Source organism: Pseudoalteromonas sp. T1lg122 (assembly GCF_002964825.1).
GTDB classification, from domain to species: Bacteria; Pseudomonadota; Gammaproteobacteria; order Enterobacterales; family Alteromonadaceae; genus Pseudoalteromonas; species Pseudoalteromonas gelatinilytica.
On sequence record NZ_PQCG01000007.1, the window covers coordinates 508908 to 534045 of the forward strand.

Annotated in this window: 26 protein-coding genes and 1 tRNA gene; 8 read left to right on the forward strand and 19 right to left on the reverse strand. The window is 40.1% G+C overall.

The features are described from left to right. Positions 1-47 precede the first annotated feature (47 nt). Both pgm and seqA read right to left on the reverse strand, forming a co-directional pair. Positions 48-1685 carry a phosphoglucomutase (alpha-D-glucose-1,6-bisphosphate-dependent) gene (pgm, locus tag C2M33_RS07725; RefSeq protein ID WP_063705070.1) on the reverse strand — a complete coding sequence of 546 codons (1638 nt, stop codon included), beginning with the start codon at positions 1683-1685 and terminating at the stop codon, positions 48-50. A gap of 16 nt (positions 1686-1701) precedes the next feature. Next, positions 1702-2307 (reverse strand): replication initiation negative regulator SeqA, encoded by a 606-nt coding sequence (seqA, locus tag C2M33_RS07730; RefSeq protein ID WP_063705069.1) that lies wholly within the window; start codon positions 2305-2307, stop codon positions 1702-1704. A 131-nt stretch (positions 2308-2438) separates the two neighbouring features. Between seqA and C2M33_RS07735 the strand changes: the two genes are divergently transcribed. From C2M33_RS07735 to fur, 5 genes are all read left to right on the forward strand, one after another. Beyond that, positions 2439-3203, forward strand: coding sequence for an alpha/beta fold hydrolase (locus C2M33_RS07735; protein ID WP_063705066.1), 765 nt, complete (start codon positions 2439-2441; stop codon positions 3201-3203). Between the two features lie 99 nt (positions 3204-3302). Next, on the forward strand, positions 3303-3524 hold the full coding sequence (locus C2M33_RS07740) for a DUF2788 domain-containing protein (RefSeq protein ID WP_036968243.1): 222 nt from the start codon (positions 3303-3305) through the stop codon (positions 3522-3524). A gap of 2 nt (positions 3525-3526) precedes the next feature. After that, positions 3527-3805, forward strand: a complete 279-nt coding sequence (gene ybfE, locus C2M33_RS07745; RefSeq protein WP_004586673.1) for a LexA regulated protein — start codon at positions 3527-3529, stop codon at positions 3803-3805. Positions 3806-3819: 14 nt separating this feature from the next. Next, the gene (gene fldA, locus C2M33_RS07750) at positions 3820-4347 is read left to right on the forward strand and encodes a flavodoxin FldA (RefSeq protein ID WP_063705064.1); all 528 of its coding nucleotides are present in this window, start codon (positions 3820-3822) and stop codon (positions 4345-4347) included. A 190-nt stretch (positions 4348-4537) separates the two neighbouring features. Continuing rightward, entirely contained in the window at positions 4538-4981 is a 444-nt protein-coding gene (gene fur, locus C2M33_RS07755) for a ferric iron uptake transcriptional regulator (RefSeq protein ID WP_063705061.1), read from the forward strand. A gap of 67 nt (positions 4982-5048) precedes the next feature. On the opposite strand, the gene C2M33_RS07760 is transcribed toward fur, so the two are convergent. The 7 genes from C2M33_RS07760 to C2M33_RS07790 form a co-directional block, all read right to left on the reverse strand. Then, positions 5049-5666: an FKBP-type peptidyl-prolyl cis-trans isomerase gene (locus C2M33_RS07760; RefSeq protein WP_063705059.1), complete on the reverse strand. Its 618-nt coding sequence runs from the start codon at positions 5664-5666 to the stop codon at positions 5049-5051. Positions 5667-5740: 74 nt separating this feature from the next. Beyond that, positions 5741-6142 (reverse strand): hypothetical protein, encoded by a 402-nt coding sequence (locus tag C2M33_RS07765; protein WP_105174171.1) that lies wholly within the window; start codon positions 6140-6142, stop codon positions 5741-5743. 51 nt (positions 6143-6193) lie between these two features. After that, a tRNA-Ser gene (locus C2M33_RS07770) sits at positions 6194-6284 on the reverse strand. A 74-nt stretch (positions 6285-6358) separates the two neighbouring features. After that, complete coding sequence (locus tag C2M33_RS07775; RefSeq protein WP_063705056.1) at positions 6359-6736, reverse strand: hypothetical protein; 378 nt, start codon at positions 6734-6736, stop codon at positions 6359-6361. 199 nt (positions 6737-6935) lie between these two features. Further along, on the reverse strand, positions 6936-7484 hold the full coding sequence (locus C2M33_RS07780; RefSeq protein WP_105174172.1) for an NAD(P)H nitroreductase: 549 nt from the start codon (positions 7482-7484) through the stop codon (positions 6936-6938). 63 nt (positions 7485-7547) lie between these two features. After that, positions 7548-8258 (reverse strand): HvfX family Cu-binding RiPP maturation protein, encoded by a 711-nt coding sequence (locus C2M33_RS07785; protein ID WP_105174173.1) that lies wholly within the window; start codon positions 8256-8258, stop codon positions 7548-7550. 61 nt (positions 8259-8319) lie between these two features. Continuing rightward, on the reverse strand, positions 8320-10281 hold the full coding sequence (locus C2M33_RS07790) for an oxidoreductase (protein ID WP_105174174.1): 1962 nt from the start codon (positions 10279-10281) through the stop codon (positions 8320-8322). A 199-nt stretch (positions 10282-10480) separates the two neighbouring features. Between C2M33_RS07790 and sppA the strand changes: the two genes are divergently transcribed. Both sppA and ansA read left to right on the forward strand, forming a co-directional pair. Next, positions 10481-12346, forward strand: a complete 1866-nt coding sequence (sppA, locus tag C2M33_RS07795; protein WP_105174175.1) for a signal peptide peptidase SppA — start codon at positions 10481-10483, stop codon at positions 12344-12346. Positions 12347-12406: 60 nt separating this feature from the next. Further along, positions 12407-13417, forward strand: a complete 1011-nt coding sequence (gene ansA, locus C2M33_RS07800; protein ID WP_063705045.1) for an asparaginase — start codon at positions 12407-12409, stop codon at positions 13415-13417. 53 nt (positions 13418-13470) lie between these two features. Here ansA and gndA read toward each other — a convergent pair whose 3' ends face one another. After that, the gene (gene gndA / locus C2M33_RS07805; protein WP_054553937.1) at positions 13471-14844 is read right to left on the reverse strand and encodes an NADP-dependent phosphogluconate dehydrogenase; all 1374 of its coding nucleotides are present in this window, start codon (positions 14842-14844) and stop codon (positions 13471-13473) included. 421 nt (positions 14845-15265) lie between these two features. On the opposite strand from gndA, the gene pyk reads away from it, so the two are divergent. Beyond that, the gene (pyk, locus tag C2M33_RS07810; RefSeq protein ID WP_063705043.1) at positions 15266-16699 is read left to right on the forward strand and encodes a pyruvate kinase; all 1434 of its coding nucleotides are present in this window, start codon (positions 15266-15268) and stop codon (positions 16697-16699) included. Positions 16700-16778: 79 nt separating this feature from the next. Here the strand turns inward: pyk and C2M33_RS07815 are convergent, their stop codons facing one another. From C2M33_RS07815 to infC, 9 genes are all read right to left on the reverse strand, one after another. After that, positions 16779-17603 carry a LytR/AlgR family response regulator transcription factor gene (locus C2M33_RS07815; RefSeq protein WP_063705040.1) on the reverse strand — a complete coding sequence of 275 codons (825 nt, stop codon included), beginning with the start codon at positions 17601-17603 and terminating at the stop codon, positions 16779-16781. Beyond that, the gene (locus C2M33_RS07820; protein ID WP_063705038.1) at positions 17600-18673 is read right to left on the reverse strand and encodes a sensor histidine kinase; all 1074 of its coding nucleotides are present in this window, start codon (positions 18671-18673) and stop codon (positions 17600-17602) included. The genes C2M33_RS07815 and C2M33_RS07820 overlap by 4 nt, the downstream gene beginning before the upstream one ends. Positions 18674-18827: 154 nt before the next feature. Further along, positions 18828-20384, reverse strand: coding sequence for a SulP family inorganic anion transporter (locus tag C2M33_RS07825; protein ID WP_105174176.1), 1557 nt, complete (start codon positions 20382-20384; stop codon positions 18828-18830). A 144-nt stretch (positions 20385-20528) separates the two neighbouring features. Further along, positions 20529-20987, reverse strand: coding sequence for an Lrp/AsnC family transcriptional regulator (locus tag C2M33_RS07830; RefSeq protein WP_036968198.1), 459 nt, complete (start codon positions 20985-20987; stop codon positions 20529-20531). Positions 20988-21133: 146 nt separating this feature from the next. After that, entirely contained in the window at positions 21134-21775 is a 642-nt protein-coding gene (locus C2M33_RS07835; RefSeq protein ID WP_105174177.1) for an MBL fold metallo-hydrolase, read from the reverse strand. Position 21776: 1 nt separating this feature from the next. Beyond that, positions 21777-23573: a M14 family metallopeptidase gene (locus C2M33_RS07840; protein WP_105174178.1), complete on the reverse strand. Its 1797-nt coding sequence runs from the start codon at positions 23571-23573 to the stop codon at positions 21777-21779. Between the two features lie 198 nt (positions 23574-23771). Further along, on the reverse strand, positions 23772-24131 hold the full coding sequence (gene rplT / locus C2M33_RS07845) for a 50S ribosomal protein L20 (RefSeq protein WP_036968189.1): 360 nt from the start codon (positions 24129-24131) through the stop codon (positions 23772-23774). A gap of 15 nt (positions 24132-24146) precedes the next feature. After that, on the reverse strand, positions 24147-24347 hold the full coding sequence (gene rpmI, locus C2M33_RS07850; protein WP_054554888.1) for a 50S ribosomal protein L35: 201 nt from the start codon (positions 24345-24347) through the stop codon (positions 24147-24149). A 207-nt stretch (positions 24348-24554) separates the two neighbouring features. Next, positions 24555-25118: a translation initiation factor IF-3 gene (gene infC, locus C2M33_RS07855; protein ID WP_082874073.1), complete on the reverse strand. Its 564-nt coding sequence runs from the start codon at positions 25116-25118 to the stop codon at positions 24555-24557. Between the last annotated feature and the right edge of the window lie 20 nt (positions 25119-25138).

Sequence of the window (25138 nt, forward strand, 5' to 3'; positions counted from 1 at the left end):
ATACAAAAACGGCTGATAATATCAGCCGTTTTGATAGATGAAAAAAATTAGCTAATTACTGAATCAACCAGTTTCTTTGCTTCTTTTTCTAATAATGCTAGATGTTCTTCACCTTTGAATGATTCAAGGTAAATTTTATAGATGTCTTCGGTACCTGATGGACGTGCTGCAAACCAACCATTTTCAGTCACAACCTTTAAACCACCAATAGCAGCATTGTTACCCGGAGCATGAGTCAGCTTTTGTGTAATAGCGTCTCCTGCTAACGTGCTAGCAGTCACATCATCTGCTGATAACGCTTTTAAACGTGATTTCTGCTCAGCATTCGCTGGTGCATCAATACGTTTATAAATAGGTGCACCGAACTCTTGTTCAAGCTCTTTGTAAAGCTGCGACGGTGTTTTACCCGTTACTGCTAAAATCTCAGCAGCAAGTAGACCTAAAATAAAGCCATCTTTATCTGTGTTCCAAACTGTACCATCGAAGCGTAAGAATGACGCCCCTGCACTTTCTTCACCACCGAAAGCAAGCGTACCTTTGCTTAAGCCTTCAACAAACCACTTAAAGCCTACTGGGACTTCTTTTACTTCGCGGTTATTACGTGCAACGACTTTATCAATCATACCGCTAGATACGAGCGTTTTACCAATTGCAACATCGTTTGACCATTCACGGTTATTTAGTAAGTAATCAATAGCGACCGCTAAAAAGTGATTTGGGTTCATTAAACCGTCAGGCGTAACAATACCGTGACGGTCATAATCAGGGTCGTTGCCAATGCCAATATCGTAGTCATCTTTTAATGCAATAAGGTTTGTCATTGCATAAGGAGATGAACAATCCATACGGATTTTGCCATCTTTATCTAAAGGCATGAACGAGAATGTTGGATCAACAGACTTATTTACGACCGTTAAGTCTAAATTATATTTTTCTGCAATAACTGGCCAGAAATTGATACCTGAACCACCAAGTGGATCCACACCAATTTTGATTTTTGCATCGCTAATCGCTTTTAAATTAACGATATTAACTAAATCATCAACATAAGGTGTAATCAAATCTTGATACTTAATAAAGCCAGAGCGTGATGCTTTTGCATAAGGGAATAACTCCACTTCTACCAAATCTTCTAACAATAATTGGTTTGCTCTGTCTTCAATCCACTTTGTTACATCAGTATCAGCTGGACCACCATTTGGCGGATTATATTTAAAGCCGCCATCTTCTGGTGGATTATGTGAAGGTGTTACCACAATACCATCAGCAAGTTCATTTGGGTTTGCTTTGTTATGGCAAACAACAGCATGGCTGATCACGGGTGTTGGTGTGTAGTCATCATTTTCTTGTGCTATGACTTGTACTTCGTTCGCTACAAGTACTTCAATTGCAGAATTAAAAGCTGCTTCACTTAACGCGTGAGTATCTTTACCTAAGAAAAGTGGGCCAAAAATATTGTTTTCTTTACGGTAATCACAAATTGCTTGCGTGATCGCTAAAATATGCGATTCATTAAATTTTACATCGAACGAACAACCACGATGGCCAGACGTACCAAATGCAACGCAATGTTCTGGATTTTGTTCTAGGTCTGGTTCATTTAAGTAATAAGCTGAGATCAGTTTTGGTACATTCACTAAGCTTTCTTGCGGTGCAGGCTTGCCTGCATCTGGATGAATCGCCATATTATTTCCTTATGGATTATAAGTAATCACGTATTTTTTCTGCTTCATCTGCGCTGTAACCTAAGCACAGTGCTACTTCGTGAAGCATCATTTTCTTTCTGGTTGTGTTTGAATTTGTCATCACCCAATACTCTGTATCAGTGATATTTTTTGGATTCATGCTGCTACCGCTTTCAAGTAATGCTTCTTTACTTGTTGCAAAATACACACGGTCACGGCCTTTAATCTCAAGCACATTTGCAAAATCAGTTTTATGCGTTCTATAAAGAGCCGCAAGAATAAATAAGAAACGACCAACAACACCTTTTTGCATTGCGAGCTCTTCTTTATTAAGAACATTAAACACATTACCTTTAACTTGTGTCGGTGCTGTGACAGTCTCAACTGCATGTTCTGTATCTTCAGTGCTCGATTGCGGGCTTAATTCTTGTTTTATTTCTTCTTGTACTTCAACAACTGGGGTTTCTTGTTCAGTTTTGGTAGTCGTTGTTTCAACTGGGGCATTAGTGCCATCAGAGAGGTTTAATAAACGACGTAAAATGGTTGATGCACTTTCACCAATACTTTGCGTGTTACTTGCGATGTATTGATATAACTCGTCGTCTATGTCGATTTTTTTCATGTTATTCCTGTCTTTACGGGTCACATTTTAAAAGTTCTCAATGATTATACCTAAGCTCGCAGCAATTCTCTATGTTTTGCAATTTGTAATTTCACTAGGCAAAATACTGCCATTAAAATTAGGAGTTGAAAATGCTATTAAACTACCAACAAATGGGTCAAGGTTCAGACGTTGTATTGATCCACGGTTTGTTTGGCTCGCTTGAAAACCTCAATGTTATTGCTAAAGCTTTATCTGAAAATTACCGCGTAACAAATATCGATTTACGCAATCATGGTAAGTCATTCCACAGCGATACGATGAATTATCACACTATGGCGAAAGATGTCAGTGAGTTACTTGAACATCTCAATATTAGTAAAGCGCACATCATAGGTCACTCAATGGGTGGCAAAGTAGCCATGCAATTAGCTCTTAATCACCCACAGCTTATTGATAAACTTGTTGTGTTAGACATCTCTCCTGTTGCGAATAACCCAAGGCACAGTGCTATTTTTGCAGGCCTTAACGAAGTTGCACAATCGAATGTCACAGATAGAAAAGCAGCTGATGAAATTCTTGCCAAACATATTGATGAAATGGGTGTCCGTCAGTTTTTATTAAAAAGCTTTGCCAAGAATGAGCAAGGTCACTATCAATGGCGCTTTAATTTAGCGGTTTTATACCAGCAATATGAAAATATTTTAGCGCAAGTTGATGAAAATGATTCTTGTTTATGTGATACTTTATTCGTTAAAGGTAATGATTCAGACTATATTTTAGCAGAGCACCGCCCTGCTATTATGGCGTTATTTCCTAATGCGAAAGCAAAAATTATTCATGGTGCAGGTCACTGGCTTCATGCGCAAAAACCACTTGCTGTAAATAAAGCAATCAGTGATTTTTTAGCGCAATAATAGGCCTGATAAAATTCGCTGTTTTTGATCGTGCGCACTAAATTATTACAAATTTGTGTGCTATAGTACGCGCCGTTTAATTTAAAGGTTTATACGTTGATGGTCAGTCAGTTAATTAACGAATTTGATACCTTAGGGTTGTATTTTGGCTTAGCCGGTATTTTCTTTTTTATTGGAATGGCAATTCAAGACGTCCTTAAAAAAGGTGATGTACCACGATTTGGCCGATACATCGTTTGGTTAGTGCTATTTTTAGGCTGTTCTGGGTTTATAGCGAAAGGACTTATTCAAGTCTTCTGGCAAGGCGCAGGTGTGGGCTAGACATGGCAAAGTCAGAAACAGATAGAACAACACCCGATTTATTTGAATACGAAAAGCGTCCAGGTAGGCCGAAAACAAATCCCCTACCTCGCGATATGCAATTAAAAGTAAACAAACGTAATCAAATAAAGCGAGATAAAGCACGTGGTTTAAAGCGTGTAGAATTTAAGGTTTCATCACAGTTATATCAAGCGTTAAGCGATATGGCAGATGCGCAGAATATTAGCCGTAGCGCGTTGATTGAAACAATTTTACAAGAAAGATTGGCTATTGATAGATAGAAGGTTTTAAATCCATGTCAAGCGTAGGTATTTTTTTCGGAAGCGACACAGGCAATACTGAACACGTAGCTAAAATGATTCAAAAAGAATTAGGTAAAAAGCTTGTAGCGGTTCATGACATTGCAAAGAGTTCTAAAGAAGAGATTGCTGAATTCGATTTATTGTTATTCGGTATTCCAACTTGGTACTACGGTGAAGCACAATGTGACTGGGATGATTTCTTCCCTGAATTAGAAGAAGTTGACTTCGAAGGTAAACTAGTTGCTATTTTCGGCTGTGGTGACCAAGAAGACTATGCAGAATACTTCTTAGATGCAATGGGCATGATCAACGATATCGTTACTGAGCGTGGCGCAATTGTAGTGGGTCATTGGTCAACTGAAGGCTACGATTTTGAAGCGTCAAAAGCACTAGTAGATGACGGCCATTTTGTTGGTTTAGGTATTGATGAGGACCGTCAACCAGAATTGACTGAAAAGCGTGTTAAAGACTGGTGTGCTCAGGTTTATGATGAAATGTGTTTAGCGGAACTTGCTGATTAATAACAAGTACTACTCGCATTTACTAGCTGATGTAAAGATGCACAACCAGTTCATATTTGTCTGAAAAATCGGCAATTAAACGAATTGTTCTTTGCACTTAATAACTAGGCACGTTATTCTAATAGTTGCTAATGTGTCGTGTGCATCTTTATGATGCCTAGTATAACTAAATAAAATTGAGACAGATTGAATGACTGATCACAACTTGGAATTAAAAAAAGCAGGGTTAAAAGTAACCTTGCCACGTATTAAAATTTTAGAGATTCTACAATCTCCGGACAACCAACACATCAGCGCTGAAGATGTCTATAAAATTCTTTTAGACAAAGGCGAAGAGATTGGTCTTGCAACTGTCTACCGTGTTCTTAACCAATTTGATGATGCAGGTATTGTTTCTCGTCACCATTTCGAAGGTGGCAAGTCAGTATTTGAATTATCTGGTAGCACTCACCATGACCACTTAGTGTGCCTAAAATGTGGTAAAGTTGTTGAGTTCGAAGACGATACAATTGAACGTCGTCAAGAAGAAATCGCAAAAGAGAATGGCATCAAGCTTACTAACCACTCTCTTTACCTTTATGGTGAATGCGAAGACACCGCTGCGTGTAAAGAATACGCTGAAGCAAATAGCTAATTCGCTATTCCTTCAGACATAAAAAAACCTGCATTAAGCAGGTTTTTTTATGTCTATTAGAAATCGATTAGATAATTTCTAATAACTCAACGTCAAAGATTAGCGTTGAGAAAGGAGCGATTGCTGCACCTGCACCGCGCTCACCGTAAGCAAGCTCATGAGGTACGTATAAACGCCATTTTGAACCAGTGCCCATCATTTGAAGTGCTTCAGTCCAACCTTTAATAACGCCACCTACTGGGAACTCAGCTGGTTGACCACGCTCATAAGAGCTATCAAATACAGTGCCGTTGATTAATGTGCCGTGGTAGTGCGTACGAACAGTTGAATCAGCAGTTGGTTTTTCACCTTCACCTGCAGTTAATACTTCAAATTGAAGACCTGATTCAGTAACTGTGATCTCTGGACGCTTCGCGTTTTCTTCTAAGAATGCGATACCTTCAGCTGCAAGAACTTTTGCTTCTTCTTCACGACGAGCTTGGATCTCAGCATTGATTTTCTCGAAAGCTGCTTGAATTGCTGGGATTTCAACTTGGAAATCGTTACCAGTGTATGCGTCTTTCATACCTTCAAATACAGAATTTAAGTTTAAACCTTCGAATGGATTTGCTTTTAATTGCTCACCCATTTGTAAACCAATACCGTAACTTGCTTTTTCAGCGTCTGTTGTAAAATTATCTGACATGTTTTTAATTCACGTTTATTTAGTTAAAAGACGTGCCCATACTAACATAAAAAAACGACGAATATCGCTTAGTTTTACTGCGTTTGCTCAGTGTTTGCACTAATTCGCTGCTTTATTTTAGCAATCACAAATGTAGAAACAGGTAGTGTGGCAATCATTGAGGCAATAAAAATCCCATTCATTAACCCCTCTTTACCGAACATAACTAAAGGCACAGCAATAAGACCCACAGTTGCAATAACAGCAGCAGCAATTAATGGCCAATGTTTATCATACTTACCGATCAAATGACCGACTAATACATTAAAGCCGATACCATAAGCAATCGAAGACAATAAACCGTAGTCGGGCTGCGCATCATGGGCCATAGCGACAAGCACATTAATGCCGCTGTGATAAAAATAAGAAAAGATACACCAAAGCAAAACATGTTTAATTATGCGCATTTGTGTAGAAGAAGACTCGCTTGTAGACATTACTTATCTCCAGATAGCAAAAAACCGCCAATTAGGCGGTTTTTTAAATAATGGTGGAGAGATAGGGATTTGAACCCTAGAGGGGCTACAAACCCCTGCCGGTTTTCAAGACCGGTGCATTCGACCACTCTGCCATCTCTCCGTACGGCGCGCATAATAGTGTTTACCGCGTTCGTTGTAAAGTCTTAATTGTAAAAAACTTTAAAAAAGTAATTTTCAGTAATACTGTTTAGGCCGTTTTGCAATTAATGAACAAATTAAGCAAACAATTAAACTAACTAAAGCAAATCCAGAGCCCTGCACTATCACATCAATTTTATTAAGATTGTAACTTGGTATGATGACTAACGCGAAAGCGGGTAAACAGGTGATCGTTAAAACGTAGCAACAAATTTTAAAAGCGCGGCCAAAATCGAATCGTTTAGTACTTTGCATCCACCATGTAAGTAGAAATAATACTACTACAGCAGATAAGCCAAGGTAATGAGGTTGCTTCGTAGACATAGCAACTAAGAAGGTTACTACAGCGCCTATTACGCCCCAAACTGACCAAGCGAACCAATTTTCTTTTTCACGTAAAAATAAGTTTCCCATTGTTCTCGTCTTCTTTATCGTTATTTTTTTAAGACCATCCATACGTTAACAAAAAATAACCGATTAAAAAACACACTGAAGAAGAATTATTTCGTTTTTTGCATCCGTGCGCTTCTTACAGCTAAGCTAAATCTGAAAAAACTAACATAAGTAAGCTTAATAGTGTCTGACTGCTTAACTGTATAAAAGTTCCTACTATTTATAAATTCTCAAAAAACGACTCAGGTTTGTGCCTAATAGGTTTTTTAATGTCAATTTCTGGCGTACCTAAATAGAGGTAACCTACAATTTCATCGTCTTCTTTACAGCCAAGTGCCGCTTTAACAGCAGGGCTTTGTGCAAAATAACCTGTGCGCCAAATTCCCCCTAAACCTTGAGCAAATGCGGCTTGTTGCATAGCGAGTACTGCACAGCCCGCACTTTGAACCTGTTCGATACGTGGCACTTTTGGATTTTCTTTCACATCCGCAATGGCAATGATCATCATAGGTGAACGCAGCGGTAGCTCTTTAGCACGCTCAATGGTTCTATCATCTTGGTTTTCAGCAACAGCGGCTTGATGGTAAATTTCACCCAATTTAGTACGTGCGTCGCCTTCAACCACAATAAAACGCCAAGGCGCAATACAACCATGATCGGGTACTTTAATGGCTGCACGCTTAATTATGTCAAGTTGTTCAGCTGTAGGCCCTGGTGCGATAAGGCGAGGATCTGATTGTCGAGTTTGTAATAGCGTTAAAGCGTCCATGAATATTCCGTAAATGCTTAAGTACGACGCCCCTTATTAATAGGGGCAGAAAGCCCAAGCTTATCATTGATCTTTATGAGCAATAAAGCTATTCGATACTTTTCTAGTTAACCAATAATCAATACTGACGAAACGACCACCGCCTGTAAAAAATAAACTTAATAACATCACAAAATAGATAGCCGAAAACTCAATACCATTATTTAATATCACTGGTTTCCCTTTTGCATAGAGGTACTCTGTATAACCATGTGTTTCTAGCAACTCACGCATTTTCGTTAATCGCTCACTGGCTTCATTTGAATTAACTAAACTAGCTTCACTTCCTGGTATTGCAAGCCAATTCAGCACTCTTGCAGGGCTCGTGCTGGCATCTGTGGGTGTTACAGCAAACCAGCCATTACTAGCATGCACGGTCGTCGCAGCAACCAACATAGTGATCATCAACGGAATTGCGGTTAAACGAGTAAATAAACCCAATAATATAAAGATCCCTCCTAAAAACTCAGTCCATGCAGCTAAAAAAGCTAATACAGAGGGCATGGGTAGGCCTAAACCCCATTCACTATTGCCGAACCAAGCAACAATATCTTCTGACGCTAAAAAGTATTGATAGATGTGAGTTACATCACCGCTCAAAGCTAGTTTATTAAAGCCGGCAATGATCATCACTGGGGCTAAGATCAAGCGAATTAACAGGCTGGGAAGCCCATCTAGAAACTGCAGTTTATTTAAGATGCGTTGGTAAAGGGGTATTAGGTGTGTGTTCAACATAGCGGTCTCGTGACTAAATAGATTAATCACACAGACCGCACGTTTTCTAGTTTACTTTCAATTAAATTTTACGAGCAACTTGTAGCGCTTCAAAGATCGCACGTTTAGCATCGATAGCAGCAGCTAGTTTTGCGCCACCAATCACGTGAACTTTAGCGTTTTCGGTTTGATTGTCGAACGTTTCAGTATTAGACACCTGACCAATACAGGCAATCACAGTATCAACATCGAGGATTTGCTCTTCACCTTTTACAGTAATCTTCAAACCTTGCTTATCAAAGCTTAGATACTGACACTCAGCGATTTGTTTAACACCGTGCTGTTTGGCAACTTGACGATGGATCCACCCCGTTGTTTTACCCAGTTCACTACCAAACCGCCCTGCACTTCGCTTAAGCATGTAAATTTGGCGATTGTCTTTTTCGGGCGCGGCTTCGCATTCAATACCCCATTGAGTTTTGAACTGCTCAATTGTTTGTCCTTTGTGTTCACTTAAAAAGGCAACCATATCAAAACCGATACCACCGGCACCTAAAATCGCAATTTTCTCACCGAGTTCTACTTCACCACGAATGACTTCATCGTAAGCGAATACTCGTTTGCCATCACTGCATTCGATTTTCGCTTCGCGCGGACGCACACCTGTTGCAAACACCACATCATCGTATTGATTAAGCATATTGTCGGTAAATTCAGTGCCTAGCTGTAAATCGACATTTAAACGCTTTAATTCATTAGTAAAGTAGTTAAGGGTATGGTTAAAGTCTTCTTTACCCGGTACTTGCATGGCTAAATTAAATTGGCCACCCATTTGTTCTTTACGTTCAATTAAAGTCACTTTGTGACCTTTCGCTGCTAAGTAACAACTTGCAGCAAGGCCTGCAGGGCCTGCACCTACAACCAGTACTAATCGAGAAGATGGTGCTTTTTCAAGGCTATAATCTAATTCAAACGCAGCTTGTGGGTTAACCAAACAGGTAGCACGTTTATTTTTAAATACATGGTCTAAGCAGCCCTGATTACAGCCAATACAAATATTAATTTGCTCAGCTTTATTATTCGCGTACTTATTAAAGAACTCAGGATCAGCCAATAAAGGACGTGCCATTGAGATTAAATCAGACTCGCCTGCTTCTAAAATTCCATTGGCAATTTCTGGAGTGTTAATACGGTTAACCGCGATAACTGGCACTGATACCGTATCTTTTAAGCGTTTTGATGCTTCTTTAAAGGCACCTGCTGGTACCATACTGGCAATGGTTGGTACACGAGCTTCGTGCCAACCGATACCAGTGTTAAAGATATCAACGCCAGCTTGTTCAAGAGCCAGGGCTTGTTGCCTTACTTCATCAGGTGTTGATCCATTAGGAATTAAATCCATCACAGACAAACGAAATATAATAATGAACTTTTGACTTACTTTAGCGCGTACAGCTTTAACAATATCTACCGCCAAACGCATACGGTTTTCTAGACTACCACCATAGTTGTCTGTTCTTTTATTGGTGTGGTTAGCCATGAATTCATTAATCAAATAGCCTTCAGAACCCATAATTTCAACACCGTCATAGCCTGCTTTTTCAGCCAGTTTTGCTGAGTTTGCAAAGTCTTTGATGGTTTTTTTAATCGATCCTAACGACATTTCTTTAGGTTTATATGGATTAATAGGAGCCTGAATCGAGCTTGGTGCTTGATTGAATGGATGATACGCGTAGCGACCTGCATGCAATAATTGTAAGCAAATTTTTCCGCCATGTTGATGCACAGCATCTGTATATGCTTTGTGCTTGATCACATCATAAAAAGAATTAAATGTTGATGCGAACGGAGATAACTTGCCACGAATATTTGGGCTGTAGCCACCTGTAATAATTAAGCCCGTGCCACCTTTAGCACGTGCTTCGTAGAATGCACGTAAGCGTTTACGGTTATGCCAGCCTTCTTCTAAGCCGGTATGCATTGAGCCCATAACCAAACGATTACGAAGTTCGGTATGCGGTAATTGTAATTTTTGTTCTAACATTGTGTGCCCCGTTAACTGGTCGAACCTCTATTTGAAATAGATTCTGCGGCAATAACTTAGAATAATCAACTTTTCACTCGTAATTAATCTGTAGCAAATTGTCGTTTTAAACACTCTGTTACTATTTAACAGTTAATTTTAAAGTTATTCTAAGCTAAGATGAGTTCACTACTAAGCTGTACTGAATTAAGGATTTATTTTGCTAGCAAAGATATTTAAAGGCATTTGGACCGGGATTAATTTTTCCCGCCGTTTGGTCCTAAACATATTATTTCTATTACTAGTAATACTCTTCTTTGTCGCCATAACAGGTGAAGAAGATCAAGTAAAAGTAGCAGACGGAACCGTGCTACGCCTAAACTTAAATGGCCCTATTGTTGAAGAAAAAACCTATGTTGATCCTGTAGAAGCAGCCATCAACGATGCAACTATGGGCAAAGAAGCGCCATCAGAAATTCTTCTTGATGATGTCATTGAAGTGATCAACGAAGCAACTAAAGATGATCGCATCACTGTTATGCTTCTTGACCTACAAAAAATGCCAAGCGCGCACATTAATAAGCTAAAACAAATAACTAAAGCAATTGATGCGTTTAAAGATGCAGGCAAGCAAGTTATTGCGACGGGCTACTACTATACACAAGCACAATATTATATTGCTGCCCATGCCAATGAAGTGTCTATGCACCCATATGGTGGTGTGAGCATTGAAGGCTATGGTATGTTCCCACTGTACTTCAAAGACGCGCTTGAAAAGTTAAAAGTGACTCAACATATTTTCCGTGTGGGAACTTATAAATCAGCGGTTGAACCATTCATTCGTAATGATATGTCAGATGCGGCAAAAGAAGCGAACAGCGTTTGGTTAACTGCACTTTGGAACGAGTACAAAACTGACGTTGCAGCGAGCCGTCCATTCGATGAAAGCAATTTTGATGAAGATATGGATGTTTACCTTGCAAAAATGCAAGCAGTTGACGGTAACTCAGGTCAGTACGCGTTAAATAATCAATGGGTTGATTCTTTAAAAACATCGCAACAAATTCGCCAGCAACTTATTGAATTAGTCGGTGCTGAAGAAACAGGTAAAACATTTAAACAAGTAAGCTTCCGTGAGTATTTATCACTTGTAAAACCGCCTGTTGAGTTCGATAACCCAATTACTGAAAAAGTAGCTGTTGTGGTAGCTAAAGGCACCATTGTTGATGGCGAACGTAAAGCAGGTGAAATCGGTGGTGACTCTACAGCTGCCCTACTTCGTAAAGCACGTCTTGATGATAAAGTGAAAGCGGTTGTGCTTCGTATCGATTCAGGTGGTGGTAGTATGTTTGCCTCTGAAGTTATTCGTGCTGAAGTATTAGCACTTAAAGCAGCAGGTAAACCGGTTATCGCATCAATGAGCTCAGTAGCTGCGTCAGGTGGTTATTGGATTGCATCAGCTGCCAATGAAATTTGGGCAGCCCCTAGCACAATTACAGGTTCAATTGGTGTGTTCGGTACTTTCATGACGTTTGAAAACACCATGGCTGAGTTAGGTATTTACTCTGACGGTGTTGCAACAACTGACCTTGCTGGCTTCTCTATTGCACGTCCACTAGATGAGAAGATGTCAAACATCATTCAAATGAGCGTTGAAAATGCATATAAACGCTTTTTAAATGTCGTAGCTGAAGCACGTAACATGACCCCTGAGCAAGTGGATAAAATTGCCCAAGGCCGTGTATGGATTGCAACTCAAGCAAAAGAACTGGGTTTAGTTGATAAACTTGGCGATAAGCAAGATGCAATTAAGGCTGCTGCTGAGCTTGCTAAACTTAATCATTATGATGTTAAGACCATCAAACAGTCATTAACACCACAAGAGCAAATGCTGCAAGATATCTTTGGCACAGCGGCTGTTAAGAGTTTCTTTGCTAAGTCTGATTCATCACACTCAGTACTAGCAACACAAGCTAACTTACAAAGCCTTATTAATCAGTTAAGTAGTGAAATTGATAACCTAAAAGATTACAACGATCCACAAGGCGTTTACGCTCGTTGTTTAGTGTGTAATGTAATTCAATAAGTTACTTAGCTAAACGATTTTAGGTATACTAAGCCCAGTTATTTAACTGGGCTTTTTTTTATGAAACGTAAACGTATATATATCGCCTATACGGGTGGTACCATCGGTATGAAAAAATCGAGCCGCGGCTATGTACCGGCAGAGGGTTTTTTAACCGAAACAGTGGTCAATAATGCAGAGTTTAATCGTGATGAAATGCCTTTGTTTGATATTCACGAATATTGTCCACTCATTGATTCTTCAGATATGTCCCCTGCCCACTGGCAATTAATTGCTGACGATATTAAGAGTAAATACCAAGACTATGATGGCTTTGTGGTTTTACATGGCACCGATACCATGGCCTACACGGCTTCTGCTTTGTCTTTCATGTTCGAAAACCTAACGAAACCTGTGATTGTGACAGGCTCGCAAATTCCCTTGTCGCAACTTCGTTCTGATGGCCAAGTCAACTTACTGAATGCAATGTATTTAGCCGCTAATTATCCAATTGCAGAAGTAAGCCTGTTTTTCAATAATCAATTATTCCGTGGTAACCGTGCGACAAAAGCCCATGCTGATGGCTTTGATGCGTTTGCATCACCAAACCTTGAACCATTAGCACTATCAGGAATTAATATTCAACTAATCAAAGGTCAACTTAGCCCTTACGTTGATAACGAACTACAGGTATCGAATATCACGCCACAGCCTATTGGTGTACTTTACTTATATCCTGGGATCAGTCCTGAGGTGGTGAAAAGCTTAGTTAATGACAATATCAAAGCACTTGTTTTACTGAGCTTTGGTGTGGGTAATGCCCCGCAAGATCCCGCATTTTTAGATATTCTTAATGACGCAAGCAAACGTGGCATGGTGATTGTTAACCTAACACAGTGTCTAAAAGGCCATGTTAATATGGGCGGTTATGCAACCGGTAATGCTTTATTAAACTGTGGCGTGATCAGTGGCTACGATATGACATTAGAAGCATGTTTGACCAAGTTACACTACCTATTTAGTCAAAAGCTTGAAGTAGAGACGATTCGTCACTTGATGCAAGATAACCTACGCGGTGAGTTAAGCCGTTAAATACAGTAGATACAAAAAAGGCACCTACGGGTGCCTTTTTATACTTTTGATAATTAACGAACTTTTTCGTCAATCTCAACTAAGTCAGTTAAATGGCAAATCTCACCACTGTGAGTTTTAATGCCATGCTCACCAAAGTAGTCACGTTGTGCTTGTACAAGATGACCATTACTCGGCGTTGTTAACGTTGCGATGTAAGTTTGTGTTGCTGTTAACACAGGGAAAGCTAAACCAGATGCAACGGCTGCACCCGTTACCTTACGTAATGCTGCTGATTCACGCTGCATAGAATCAATAAATTCTACACCTTCAGCGACATTGTCTAAGTAATCAGCGCGGATGATACAACCTGCGCGCCAAGTTTGTAGCGTTTTAGAAAGATCAACTTTCCACTGATGCGCACGTGACGCACCTTTGATAAGTGCTAAACCTTGACGATAAGCAAGTAAACTTGCCAATGTGAATGCATCTTTTAACTCAGCTAAATCTAAATCAACCGTATCCGTTGCTTTAGCAGCGTAAGTCATTTCTTTTGCAGCATGCGTATCACAGGTATTTGTTAAGTGACGAGCTTGAACAGCTGCAACTAGTGATGGCACTGCAATACCAAGCTCTAGGGCATTTTGTGCAGTCCATAAACCCGTGCCTTTCGCGCCAACTTTATTGTCGATTAAATCAACGAGCGGCTCACCTTCTGTCGTTTCAAGGCTTAAGATATGGCTTGAAATTGACAGTAAGTAGCTATTTAAAGTGCCTTCTGACCATTCATTGAAGATGTCAGCCACTTCTTTTGGTGAACGATTAGTACCTAAACGCAGTAATTGATACATTTCAGCAATTAATTGCATTAACGCATATTCGATACCGTTATGAACCATTTTCACAAAGTGACCACTTGCAGATTGACCTACACGCGCGAAACATGACTCGCCTTTGTAGCTTGCCGCTACTTTTTCAAACCACGGCTCAACACGCTCCCAGCCGCCTTCTGAACCACTTGCCATCATTGCAGGGCCGTGACGTGCACCTTCTGCACCGCCAGAAATACCCATAGTGGCAAATTCAAATTTGTTTTGATATTTAAGTTTACGGCTAATGCCATCTTTATAGTTACTGTTGCCGCAATCTACGATAATGTCATCACAGTCAACACCTGCTTCTGCAAGCTCTGTACATACTTTATCAACCAATTCACCAGCAGGAACTAAAAGTAGAATCGAACGAGGCGGCTCTAAGCGTCTAACCATATCATTTAAATCAGACACAATATGTAAACGGTCTGCCAAACCTAGTGCTTTCGCACAGCTTAGTAACTCGGCACCCGCATCTGGGTTTTTATCATAAGCTACTAATGTCAGCCCTTTTTCAATCAGGTTGAGGGCAAGATTTTTACCCATAACGCCTAACCCTACTAATGCAACTTGCATTTAGTGTCCTCCTCGGTAACAACTATTGGTTAGTTAATCAAAATAATTACGCGCGCATTATACCCAAGCAGCCCAAAAATGCGAGCTTGTAAGCCAACTTGAGATAAATCATCGAAATCATGAAGCGACGTTGCACTCAGTATATCAAAATTACTAAGGCATCGGACCAGATTTTTATAATACCCTTTAAAAAGGTATGTGTATTGACGCTACCTGACACCGGTGTCATAATAACGTCATTCACCCTTTGTATACTCTATAATTAATACAAAGAGCCAGATCCTCATAAGTAAAAACAATCATTTTTTACTTATGAGTTCTACTTCGTGCAGATGTATAAGCCAATGAAGAAGGTTTATAGCACGACATTTTAATAGATAACCATCAATTCGCTAAAAATTTAAGCGCACAGGAGAATTTGATGCTAAGACGCACAAAAATTGTTGCGACCCTTGGACCGGCAACCGATCGCGATAACAACCTAGAAAAAATTATTCGTGCAGGTGCAAATGTGGTTCGTTTGAACTTCTCACATGGCGTAGCACAAGATCACAAAGACCGCGCAGATGCGGTACGTAGCATTGCTAAGCGTTTAGGCAAACACGTTGCTATCCTTGCAGACTTACAAGGTCCTAAAATTCGTGTATCAACGTTTAAAGACGGTAAAGTAAACCTTGAAGTAGGTGCAAAATTTACCCTTGATGCAAAAATGGAGAAAGGTCAAGGCGACGTTAATGCTGTTGGTATCGACTATAAAGAATTACCAAATGATGTTAAATCAGGTGACTTACTTCTTTTAAACGATGGCTTGATTCAATTAACAGTCGATAGCGTTGATGGTGCCCTAGTACACACAACAGTAACTGTTGGCGGTGTGCTTTCGAACAATAAAGGTATTAACCGTTTAGGTGGTGGTTTAACAGCCCCTGCTTTTACCGATAAAGATAAAGAAGATTTAATCACAGCGACTGAAATCGGTGTTGATTATATTGCTGTTTCATTCCCACGCAGTGGTGATGATATGCGTTATGTTCGCTCTTTAGCAGAAGCTGCGGGTTCAAACGCACAACTACTTGCAAAAATCGAACGTGCAGAAGCAGTTGAAACTGTTGAAGCAATTGACGATATCGTTCTAGCATCTGACGCAGTAATGGTTGCGCGTGGTGACTTAGGTGTTGAAATTGGTGATGCAGCGCTTGTTGGTAAACAAAAGCTGATTATTAGCCGTGCTCGTTCACTTAACCGTACTGTTGTGACTGCAACACAAATGATGGAATCTATGATCGATAACCCAATGCCAACACGTGCTGAGGTTATGGACGTTGCAAACGCCGTATTAGATGGTACTGATGCCGTTATGCTATCAGCTGAAACAGCTGCTGGTGACTACCCTGAAGAAACTGTAGCGACTATGGCTCGCGTTTGTTTAGGTGCCGAATCACAAAAAGAAACACACGTTTCTAAACACCGTTTAGACAGCCGTTTTTCTTCAAATGCAGAATCAATTGCGTTATCGGCGATGTATGCAGCTAACCACCTTGATTCTGTAAAAGCGATTGTGACACTGACTGAATCAGGCAGCACAGCTAAATTAATGTCGCGCATTAGTTCTGGCTTACCAATTTATTCGTTATCACGCCATGCAAGCACACTTGGTCAAACGGCACTTTACCGTGGTGTTTACCCTGTATTCTTCGATTCAACGAAATGTGAAGATGACAGCATGGTACGTGACGCATTAAACACACTTGTTGAGCAAGGCTCGCTTGTTGCTGGTGATACTGTGATTTTAACTCACGGTGATGCGATGGAAACGATTGGTGCGACAAACACGATGAAAATTGTAACCGTTTAAACGGTTACAATTATTCATTAAAAAAGGCGCAATTTATTGCGCCTTTTTTGTTTTTAGCTGATTTAGTTTTAAACAGCTATTAGCTCGCCAGAGCTGCTTTCACTTTGTCGCGATAACTACGGCTTACTTTTAATTCTTGGCCGTTATCTAACACTAAAAGATACTCACCGCTCACTTGGGTAACAAGTTTGCTAATTTGTTTTGTATTCACAATTGCGCTGCGATGAACACGCACGAATAATTGTGGATCAAGCTCTTGTTCAAGCTCTTTCATTGTTTTACGAAGAATATGCGTTTGCCCGTCTTGGCAATGTAGACACATATAATCACCAGCCGCATCGACCCATTGAATTGTCACCACAGGGACACGAACAATCTCGCCCTGCTCTTTTACTGCTAACGATTCAGGATAACGACGATCAGCTAGGCTATCGCCCGTTGCTAACTTCTTTAAAATTTCTTCGCAATTATTACCGGTAATACCTGCAACAAAGCTCGCTAGTTTTTTCTTATGGGCGTTATCTTGTTGCGTTTTTAAATAGGTATGCACTTTTTCTACCGCCTGTTTTAGTCTGTTGTCATCGACTGGTTTAAGAATATAATCCAACGCATGAATCTCGAATGCTTTAACAGCAAACTGATCAAAAGCTGTAACAAATACAATTGCTGGTAATGGGTTAACACTTTCACTAAGTGCACGTGCCACCTCAAAACCGTTCATATTTGGCATTTGAATATCTAAGAAAACCAATTGAATATTGCCTGATACGCATTCATCAATTGCTTCTTGACCATTGCTACATAAACGAATGACTTCTATATCGTCAAACTCAGATAGTCGAACAGCTAAGCCTTTACGTGCTAACGGTTCATCGTCAACGATCAAAGTTCTAATTTTGCTCATTTCTTAACAGCCTTTTCAAACGGAACGCGCAGATTAACTTTTAATCCACTTGGCGTATTGTCAGAGAGAACGAATGAGTAGTTGTTCTCATAAAGTGTTTTTAAGCGGTCCTGTGTATTTGCTATGCCAACGCCTTGTGAATTAACCAGTTGGCCATTTTTTAGCTCAGTGCCAGGACCATTATCGCCTACTTCCAATAATAGTTCATTTGCAAAAACTTGTGCTTTAATATCAATCACACCGCCTTCATTTAATTGCGCTATCGCATATTTAATCGAGTTCTCGATAATAGGCTGGAGGATCAAACTTGGTACTAAGGCTTCTTTTGCCTGTTCGCTTACTTCGACGTTAACTTGTAAACGTTCATCAAAGCGTACTTTTTCAATCTCTAAGTACAACATCAAAGCGTGAATTTCTTGCTCTAACGGTACTTTCTTAATCGGATCGGTATTGAGTGTGTAACGTAAAAAGTCACTCAATTTAGATACCATTAAATTCGCATCTTTGTTCTCTTTAACCAAAATTAAGGTTGAGATGGCATTTAAAGTATTAAATAAAAAGTGTGGATTAAGTTGATAACGCAGCATTTTAAGCTGTGCTTCGTGCGCCATGGTGGTTGCTTTAAGGGCTTTTTGGCGCTCACTTTGCAACAACTGGTAGTACTTAATACCAAAATACAAGCCACTCCAACAAAGTATGATATAAACCGAATCTAAGCCTTGTTGAAAGTAATAAAACCATTCATTTGGTCGGTAACCGTGACGGTAGATTTCCCATAAATTGAATTTTTGAACAACAGCCCACAATGTACCGGTAACATAAGAGGCCCCAAATACAACAAGCATCAACACCCATGGCGAGGCATTCCAGACTTTACGATACATATAACGCAAAGGTACTGTCATTAAACAGCCTGCGTAAGCGTTTAATACAATAACAAATACGTAAATATCACGCATTTCAAAGACTTTAGAGCCGATATAATTAACTAACGCATACCCTATCCAGCCTGCAATTTGCAGGACCCAGAAAAAGCGTTGTCGATTATCAACTAATGATTGCCAATTCAAAATATCAGATTACCTTTCATAATTATTTTTATTATACCGATAGTCACGAGAACAAAGCACTGCCGCCTATCTTAATTTTTAATAGCCTTACCGCATTCTGCAGATATAAAAAAAGCGAAGACGATCCCGCCTTCGCTTTTCCTAAGCTTGATTTTTAAGCTAATTTATCTGATGCCACTTTATAATGTGGATCTTCAATGACATTTACTTCAACTAAATCACGTGCTTTATGCAATAACTGAATACAGTCTGGGCTTAAGTGACGCAAGTGTAATTGTTTACCTGCTTTAGCATATTTATCAGCTAGGCTATCAATTGCTTCAATTGCGCTGTGATCAGCGACACGGCTGTGTTTAAATTCAATGATCACATCTTCTGGGTCATTTTTAACATCAAATAACTCAGCAAAATTCTTAACCGAGCCAAAGAATAATGGGCCATGAAGCTCATACACTTTAGAGCCCTGCTCATCAATGTAGTTACTCGTGTAAATGTGTTTAGCATGTTGCCAAGCAAAAACCAGTGCAGACACAATCACACCTACACATACCGCAATTGCAAGGTCTGTCGCTACTGTAACACCTGAAACAAGTACAATAACAAACGCGTCCGATTTTGGTACACGCTTCATCATCTTAAAGCTTGCCCATTCAAAGGTGCCCAATACAACCATGAACATAACACCCACTAGCGCTGCCAGTGGGATCATTTCAATGTACCCTGCTGCAAAAATAATGAACACAAGCAGCATTAGCGCAGCAGTGATACCCGATAAGCGTGAACGACCACCCGAGTTAATATTGATCATAGATTGACCAATCATCGCACATCCACCCATTGCCCCAAAGAAACCACAGGTAATGTTTGCAGCACCTTGGCCAATACACTCTTTATTACTTTGACCGCGGGTTTCGGTAATTTCATCAATTAAGGTCAGCGTTAATAACGACTCAATTAAGCCAATCGCCGCTAAAATTAATGCATATGGAAAAATGATTTTAAACGTTTCTAAGTTAAACGGGACCATTGGAATATGGAATTCAGGTAAGCCACCGGCAATGGTTGCCTGCTCATTACCAGTCATACCTTTTAAGAAATCAAGTACAGTGCGCGCTTCTAAATCAAAGCCAATCACGATTGCAGTCACGGTAACAATCGCAACTAATGATGAAGGCACGGCTGTGGTTAACTTAGGTAAAAAATGAATAATGGCCATGGTTAAAGTCACTAAACCAAGCATGATGTAAAGAGCTTGTCCTTCCATCCACTGTTGACCACCCATGCCATCAGGCACTTTGAACTGACCGAGTTGCGCTAAGAAAATAACAATCGCAAGACCATTAACAAAACCCAGCATAACTGGGTGAGGTACCATTCGGATAAACTTACCCAGCTTAAAAATGCCAGCAAGTATTTGCAGTATCCCCATCAGCAAGACGGTTGCAAATAAATACTCTACGCCATGATCTAATACTAAACTTACCATCACAACGGCTAGTGCACCTGTAGCACCAGAAATCATACCTGGACGACCACCAAAAATAGCCGTGATTAAACCAACAATAAATGCGGCATATAAACCAACCAAAGGCTCAACATTAGCAACAAAAGCAAACGCGACTGCTTCTGGTACCAAGGCTAACGCAACGGTCAGGCCTGATAATATATCGTTTTTAGCAGAGCTTGGCGCTTTGCTGAGTAAGTTAAACATTAAAATCCTCTTTGTAATGAGTGCATTTCGGCAAGGCGCAGAATTCTAGCAAAATCCGCAAAAGTTAACAATTATTAACAACAAAACGGCTAGTACCGAAAAGCACTAACCGTTTTTGAAAAAATAAAACGTAGTAGAAAAAGATTAAAGAGGTAAAGACGTACTACGCTTAACGCAAGTCATTGTTACGTTCGAGTGAACCTCTTGAACAAATTCAAGGTTTAGTAGGTTATCACGGACAAATTGCTCGTAGCCCTCAATACCTTTAGAGATAATACGAAGCATAAAGTCCATCGTACCCGCCATGCTGTAACACTCAGTCACTTCATCATAGCTCATGATCAAACGCTCAAATTCAGCGAGGTTTGTTCTGCCGTGATTAGATAAGCGAACATGGGCATAAACCAACATATCAAAGCCAAGCTTTTTCTCATCAAGCAAAGCAACTTTACCTTTGATATAGCCATCTTGCTCAAGCTTAGCGATACGACGCCAACATGGAGATTGAGATAAACCAACTTTATCGGCAATTTCTGCCGTAGATAAGCTAGCATCCTGCTGTAATAATGCCAAAATTTGGCGATCTACTTGGTTCAGAGACATTTTATTTCTTTTTCTGTAAAAATACTGGTTAAATTATATAACTGATTTAAAAATCAGTCTGCCTATTTTCTACTATTTATGCAAAAAAATTGCAATTTTATACCGATCCACTTAATCAAATAACTAGCTGTTTGTGCGAGTTGACATTAACCAAATCGACCACTAATAAATGGATTTGTTCTTCGCTCGTGCCCTACGGTGGTATTCGGACCGTGGCCTGGCAAAATAGCAACGTTATCTGAGAAAGATAAAATCTCAGACTTAATTGATTTGAGTAATTGCGCACTATCCCCTTTTGGAAAATCAGTACGACCAACAGAGCCTTGAAAAATCACATCACCCACAATCAGCTGTTCTGAATCTTGATGATAAAAAACAACGTGACCAGGTGTATGCCCTGGGCAATGACGTACGGCTAATGCAAGTTCACCTACTGTGATAGTGTCGCCATGAGCTAACCATTTGGTTGGATAAAATGGCGCGATGGCTGCAAAACCAAACATTTGTGCTTGCATTGGCAAAGCGTCAAACCAAAATTTATCGTCTAGATGTGGGCCTATGATATCGACGCTGAAGTGATCTGCGAGTTGCTTTGCAGCACCCACATGGTCTAAGTGACCATGAGTCAAGTAAATTGCCTCTAACTCACAATTTAACGCAGCTAGTTCCGCTTGCAGCTTCTCTGCATCACCACCTGGGTCTACCAGTGCAGCTTTATTCGTTTGCTCACAAATGATAATGCGGCAATTTTGCGCAAAGCCAGTAACAGGAACAGCGAGTACCTTCATGTTATTGTCCTTTTTGTAACTGCTCAAACGCCATTAAAATTGGGTATTTTAAATAGCCTTGATCATAAAACGGTGTACGCTCATAAAGCCAATGCAAACGTGCATCTGCATCTTTTGCAAAGTTTTTATCTTCGCGAATTTTTTTATCGAATTCTAAAGCCAATGCTGGTTTTTCTTTAAGCATTTGGCGTGCGTACGGCATTAACGCGTAATTCTCAACGTATTCAGTGCGCTGAAAAATAGTATTAAACTCACCCCAAGCAAAGAATGAATCAGGCGCTTCTGGGTGTAATAAATGCGTAGCCAGCTCAGAGTATGGTTGATCGGTTGAAACCTTGTACCAACCCGTCATATCAACATTTTCAACGGTATTGTATTCAAATGTCGCCTCTACACGAAAGCGCCCTTCAAAGGGAGCCTTTGCAAATGCATAATCCGCAACGCTTGCTTGAGTTAATGTCTCAGAAACAGATTCATTGAGTGCCGTTACTTCTACGCCATGTAATTTAAGTTTACTAACCAATTGGCTGTACGCAGGCGGAATATAAAATGCGGTTGGCACATTTACGGTCTTTTTAACGTCTTTTTGCCAGTAAATAGGCAAGGCGTCATAGTTTTTAGCTTCACCTAAGTATTTAACTTCAGGCTGTCCTGACAATGCGCTTTCAGTTCTTGAATAAGCGATACCTTTAAATTCGATGGTATCTGCTTCTTTTGCATAACCACGTTCAACGACTAACTGCGTTGGTTTGAAATCGAGCTCTTTTTTAACTGCATCATTCAGTGCTTTTTCGTTTGCAGCTAAGGCATCAATTGCGCCATCGATAAACACATACGTACCTAAAACACGCTGTTTATACGGTTTTAATGAATGGTTTTCAACCAAAATAGTTGGTAATGAACGTAAATCCCCCCAACCATTCGAGAAACGAGGTGTTGCAACCCAACCTGCTAAGCCTTTTTTAAACTCGCGCTTGTCCATTACAAACACCAGTGGACCTGGAATATGCCCAGCTTTTTCTAATTTTGCATCAATAACAGGTTTAAATAGGTTATCAAGCGCCTCTGAAACGCTCGGTGACTCACTAGAAAAAACAGGATTGTAGCCGTAGGTCACGTCATACTGATAATCAGCGCCATCTGTTACATGAACATCCACGTATAAATCTGGCTTAAATTGATTAATCACTTGCATCACACCGCGTACTTCAGGTGTATCAAGCTTAGTGTAATCACGATTCAAATTTAAATTTAAACCATTCGTTCTAAAACCCATTTCAACTGGGCCACGCTGATTAATACGGTTATATTGGCTACTACGCTCGTGACCATCAACGTTTAAAATAGGAATAAACAGAATATTGACTTTACTCAGTATGTCTCGGCGTTTACCTGTAGCAATATCGCGTAACAGCATAAACATGGCATCTTTGCCATCTATTTCACCGCTGTGAATACCTGCTTGAATGAAGATAGTTGGTTTAGTATCTGCAACAAGTTGTTTTGCATCAAATAAACCTTGTTCATTCGCCACTAACATTTTCACCGCACGACCCGCACTGCTAGTTGCAATGGTCGTGACTTTGAATTGCGTTGGGTTTGCTGCAACGAGGCGGTCTACAAACGCCATTGTGTCTGTGTAGTTTGGAGATAATGTGCCATTGCTTAACTCAAAATCAGTGGTCAATGGTCCTTTTTCTTGCATTAAAGACACACTGTCGCCTTGCCATGGCAACAATGGGGGTAGGTGGCTGTCTAAAGTTACTGCAGCAGATAAAAACACTAAACTCGCAAACATATCACTCTCAAGTGCGGTACTTATTTCTATTGGGGAAATTATAACAACTAATCTGAATGGATTGCGTAAACTGCGGTGATTCAACAAAAAAATGGAGCAAACGACATACGCTATGCAAAATCGTTGTTATTTATGAATTTTATTTAAGATCAAAAAAAGGAGCACTAGGCTCCTTTTTAAACTTTATGAAAAGCGAAATTAAGCCGCTAGGCCTTCTTTTGCTTTTGCAACAAGCGCTGCGAATGCAACTTGGTCGTAAACAGCGATATCTGCAAGGATCTTACGATCGATTTCTACAGAAGTCTTTTTAAGACCATTGATAAAACGGCTGTATGAAAGACCGTTTTGACGAGCTGCTGCATTGATACGTGCAATCCAAAGTTGACGGAAAGTACGTTTCTTAGCACGACGGTCACGGTAAGCGTATTGACCCGCTTTAGTAACTGCCTGGAAAGCTACGCGGTAAACACGTGAACGTGCTCCGTAGTAACCTTTAGCTTGTTTTAAAACTTTTTTGTGACGTGCACGTGCGATAACACCGCGTTTAACTCTTGCCATTTCTGAAGACTCCTATTAAGCGAATGGTAACATACGTGAAACTAGACCATGGTCATTCTTATGAACCATCATCTTAGGACGTAAGTGTAATTTACGCTTAGAAGTTTTCTTAGTCAGAATGTGACGAAGATGCGCTTGTTTACGCTTGAAACCGCCAGAAGCAGTTTTCTTGAAACGCTTAGCCGCGCCTCTGTGAGTTTTTAGCTTATAAGCCATTGCAATAACTCCAAATGTATTGCTTAAAAATTAGCAAGCAGGCGAGAGATATTAAAACAGCTCTACTTTTAAGGCCTAACTTACTGCCATAATCCGGTGAAGGCCCACTACAAAAGCAGTGCAACCTTACTTAAACCGGTTATTTCAGGTGAACAGTAAACTGTTACTTGCAGACCTGAAATAAAATCGGTGCGTAATATACCCTGTTTATTGCTTTTTAGCAATAGGTGCCATCATCATAACCATCTGGCGACCTTCAACACGATTTGGGAACGACTCAACTTGTGATACATCTTCCAAATCGGCTTTAACACGGTTTAATAATTCGATACCAATTTCTTGGTGAGCCATCTCACGACCACGGAAACGGATAGTAATTTTAGCTTTGTCACCCGCTTCTAAGAACTTGCGCAAGCTGCGAAGTTTAACTTGGTAGTCACCTTCGTCAGTACCAGGACGGAATTTGATTTCTTTAACCTGGATCTGCTTTTGCTTTTTCTTTTGTTCTTTTAGTTCTTTGCTTTTCTCAAAGATGAACTTACCGTAGTCCATAACCTTACAAACAGGTGGCTCAGCATTAGGACTGATTTCTACAAGATCTACACCCGCATCATCAGCGATAGCTTGCGCCTCTTTTAATGACACGATACCAGCTTGCTCACCGTCGATGCCAATTAAACGAACTTCTTTAGCTGTAATATCTTCGTTGATACGATTTTTTTGAGCTGTTTGTTGCCCTTTCTTGCCGCCTCTAATGGTACGATCCTCCAAGAATATAAAATAAAAAGCGT

What these genes read in the sequence shown, in the direction of transcription:
- pgm (WP_063705070.1), bottom strand. Translation starts at nt 1,685, where the DNA reads ATGGCGATTCATCCAGATGCAGGCAAGCCTGCACCGCAAGAAAGCTTA.
- seqA (WP_063705069.1), bottom strand. Translation starts at nt 2,307, where the DNA reads ATGAAAAAAATCGACATAGACGACGAGTTATATCAATACATCGCAAGT.
- C2M33_RS07735 (WP_063705066.1), top strand. Translation starts at nt 2,439, where the DNA reads ATGCTATTAAACTACCAACAAATGGGTCAAGGTTCAGACGTTGTATTG.
- C2M33_RS07740 (WP_036968243.1), top strand. Translation starts at nt 3,303, where the DNA reads ATGGTCAGTCAGTTAATTAACGAATTTGATACCTTAGGGTTGTATTTT.
- ybfE (WP_004586673.1), top strand. Translation starts at nt 3,527, where the DNA reads ATGGCAAAGTCAGAAACAGATAGAACAACACCCGATTTATTTGAATAC.
- fldA (WP_063705064.1), top strand. Translation starts at nt 3,820, where the DNA reads ATGTCAAGCGTAGGTATTTTTTTCGGAAGCGACACAGGCAATACTGAA.
- fur (WP_063705061.1), top strand. Translation starts at nt 4,538, where the DNA reads ATGACTGATCACAACTTGGAATTAAAAAAAGCAGGGTTAAAAGTAACC.
- C2M33_RS07760 (WP_063705059.1), bottom strand. Translation starts at nt 5,666, where the DNA reads ATGTCAGATAATTTTACAACAGACGCTGAAAAAGCAAGTTACGGTATT.
- C2M33_RS07765 (WP_105174171.1), bottom strand. Translation starts at nt 6,142, where the DNA reads ATGTCTACAAGCGAGTCTTCTTCTACACAAATGCGCATAATTAAACAT.
- C2M33_RS07775 (WP_063705056.1), bottom strand. Translation starts at nt 6,736, where the DNA reads ATGGGAAACTTATTTTTACGTGAAAAAGAAAATTGGTTCGCTTGGTCA.
- C2M33_RS07780 (WP_105174172.1), bottom strand. Translation starts at nt 7,484, where the DNA reads ATGGACGCTTTAACGCTATTACAAACTCGACAATCAGATCCTCGCCTT.
- C2M33_RS07785 (WP_105174173.1), bottom strand. Translation starts at nt 8,258, where the DNA reads ATGTTGAACACACACCTAATACCCCTTTACCAACGCATCTTAAATAAA.
- C2M33_RS07790 (WP_105174174.1), bottom strand. Translation starts at nt 10,281, where the DNA reads ATGTTAGAACAAAAATTACAATTACCGCATACCGAACTTCGTAATCGT.
- ansA (WP_063705045.1), top strand. Translation starts at nt 12,407, where the DNA reads ATGAAACGTAAACGTATATATATCGCCTATACGGGTGGTACCATCGGT.
- gndA (WP_054553937.1), bottom strand. Translation starts at nt 14,844, where the DNA reads ATGCAAGTTGCATTAGTAGGGTTAGGCGTTATGGGTAAAAATCTTGCC.
- pyk (WP_063705043.1), top strand. Translation starts at nt 15,266, where the DNA reads ATGCTAAGACGCACAAAAATTGTTGCGACCCTTGGACCGGCAACCGAT.
- C2M33_RS07815 (WP_063705040.1), bottom strand. Translation starts at nt 17,603, where the DNA reads ATGAGCAAAATTAGAACTTTGATCGTTGACGATGAACCGTTAGCACGT.
- C2M33_RS07825 (WP_105174176.1), bottom strand. Translation starts at nt 20,384, where the DNA reads ATGTTTAACTTACTCAGCAAAGCGCCAAGCTCTGCTAAAAACGATATA.
- C2M33_RS07830 (WP_036968198.1), bottom strand. Translation starts at nt 20,987, where the DNA reads ATGTCTCTGAACCAAGTAGATCGCCAAATTTTGGCATTATTACAGCAG.
- C2M33_RS07835 (WP_105174177.1), bottom strand. Translation starts at nt 21,775, where the DNA reads ATGAAGGTACTCGCTGTTCCTGTTACTGGCTTTGCGCAAAATTGCCGC.
- C2M33_RS07840 (WP_105174178.1), bottom strand. Translation starts at nt 23,573, where the DNA reads ATGTTTGCGAGTTTAGTGTTTTTATCTGCTGCAGTAACTTTAGACAGC.
- rplT (WP_036968189.1), bottom strand. Translation starts at nt 24,131, where the DNA reads ATGGCAAGAGTTAAACGCGGTGTTATCGCACGTGCACGTCACAAAAAA.
- rpmI (WP_054554888.1), bottom strand. Translation starts at nt 24,347, where the DNA reads ATGGCTTATAAGCTAAAAACTCACAGAGGCGCGGCTAAGCGTTTCAAG.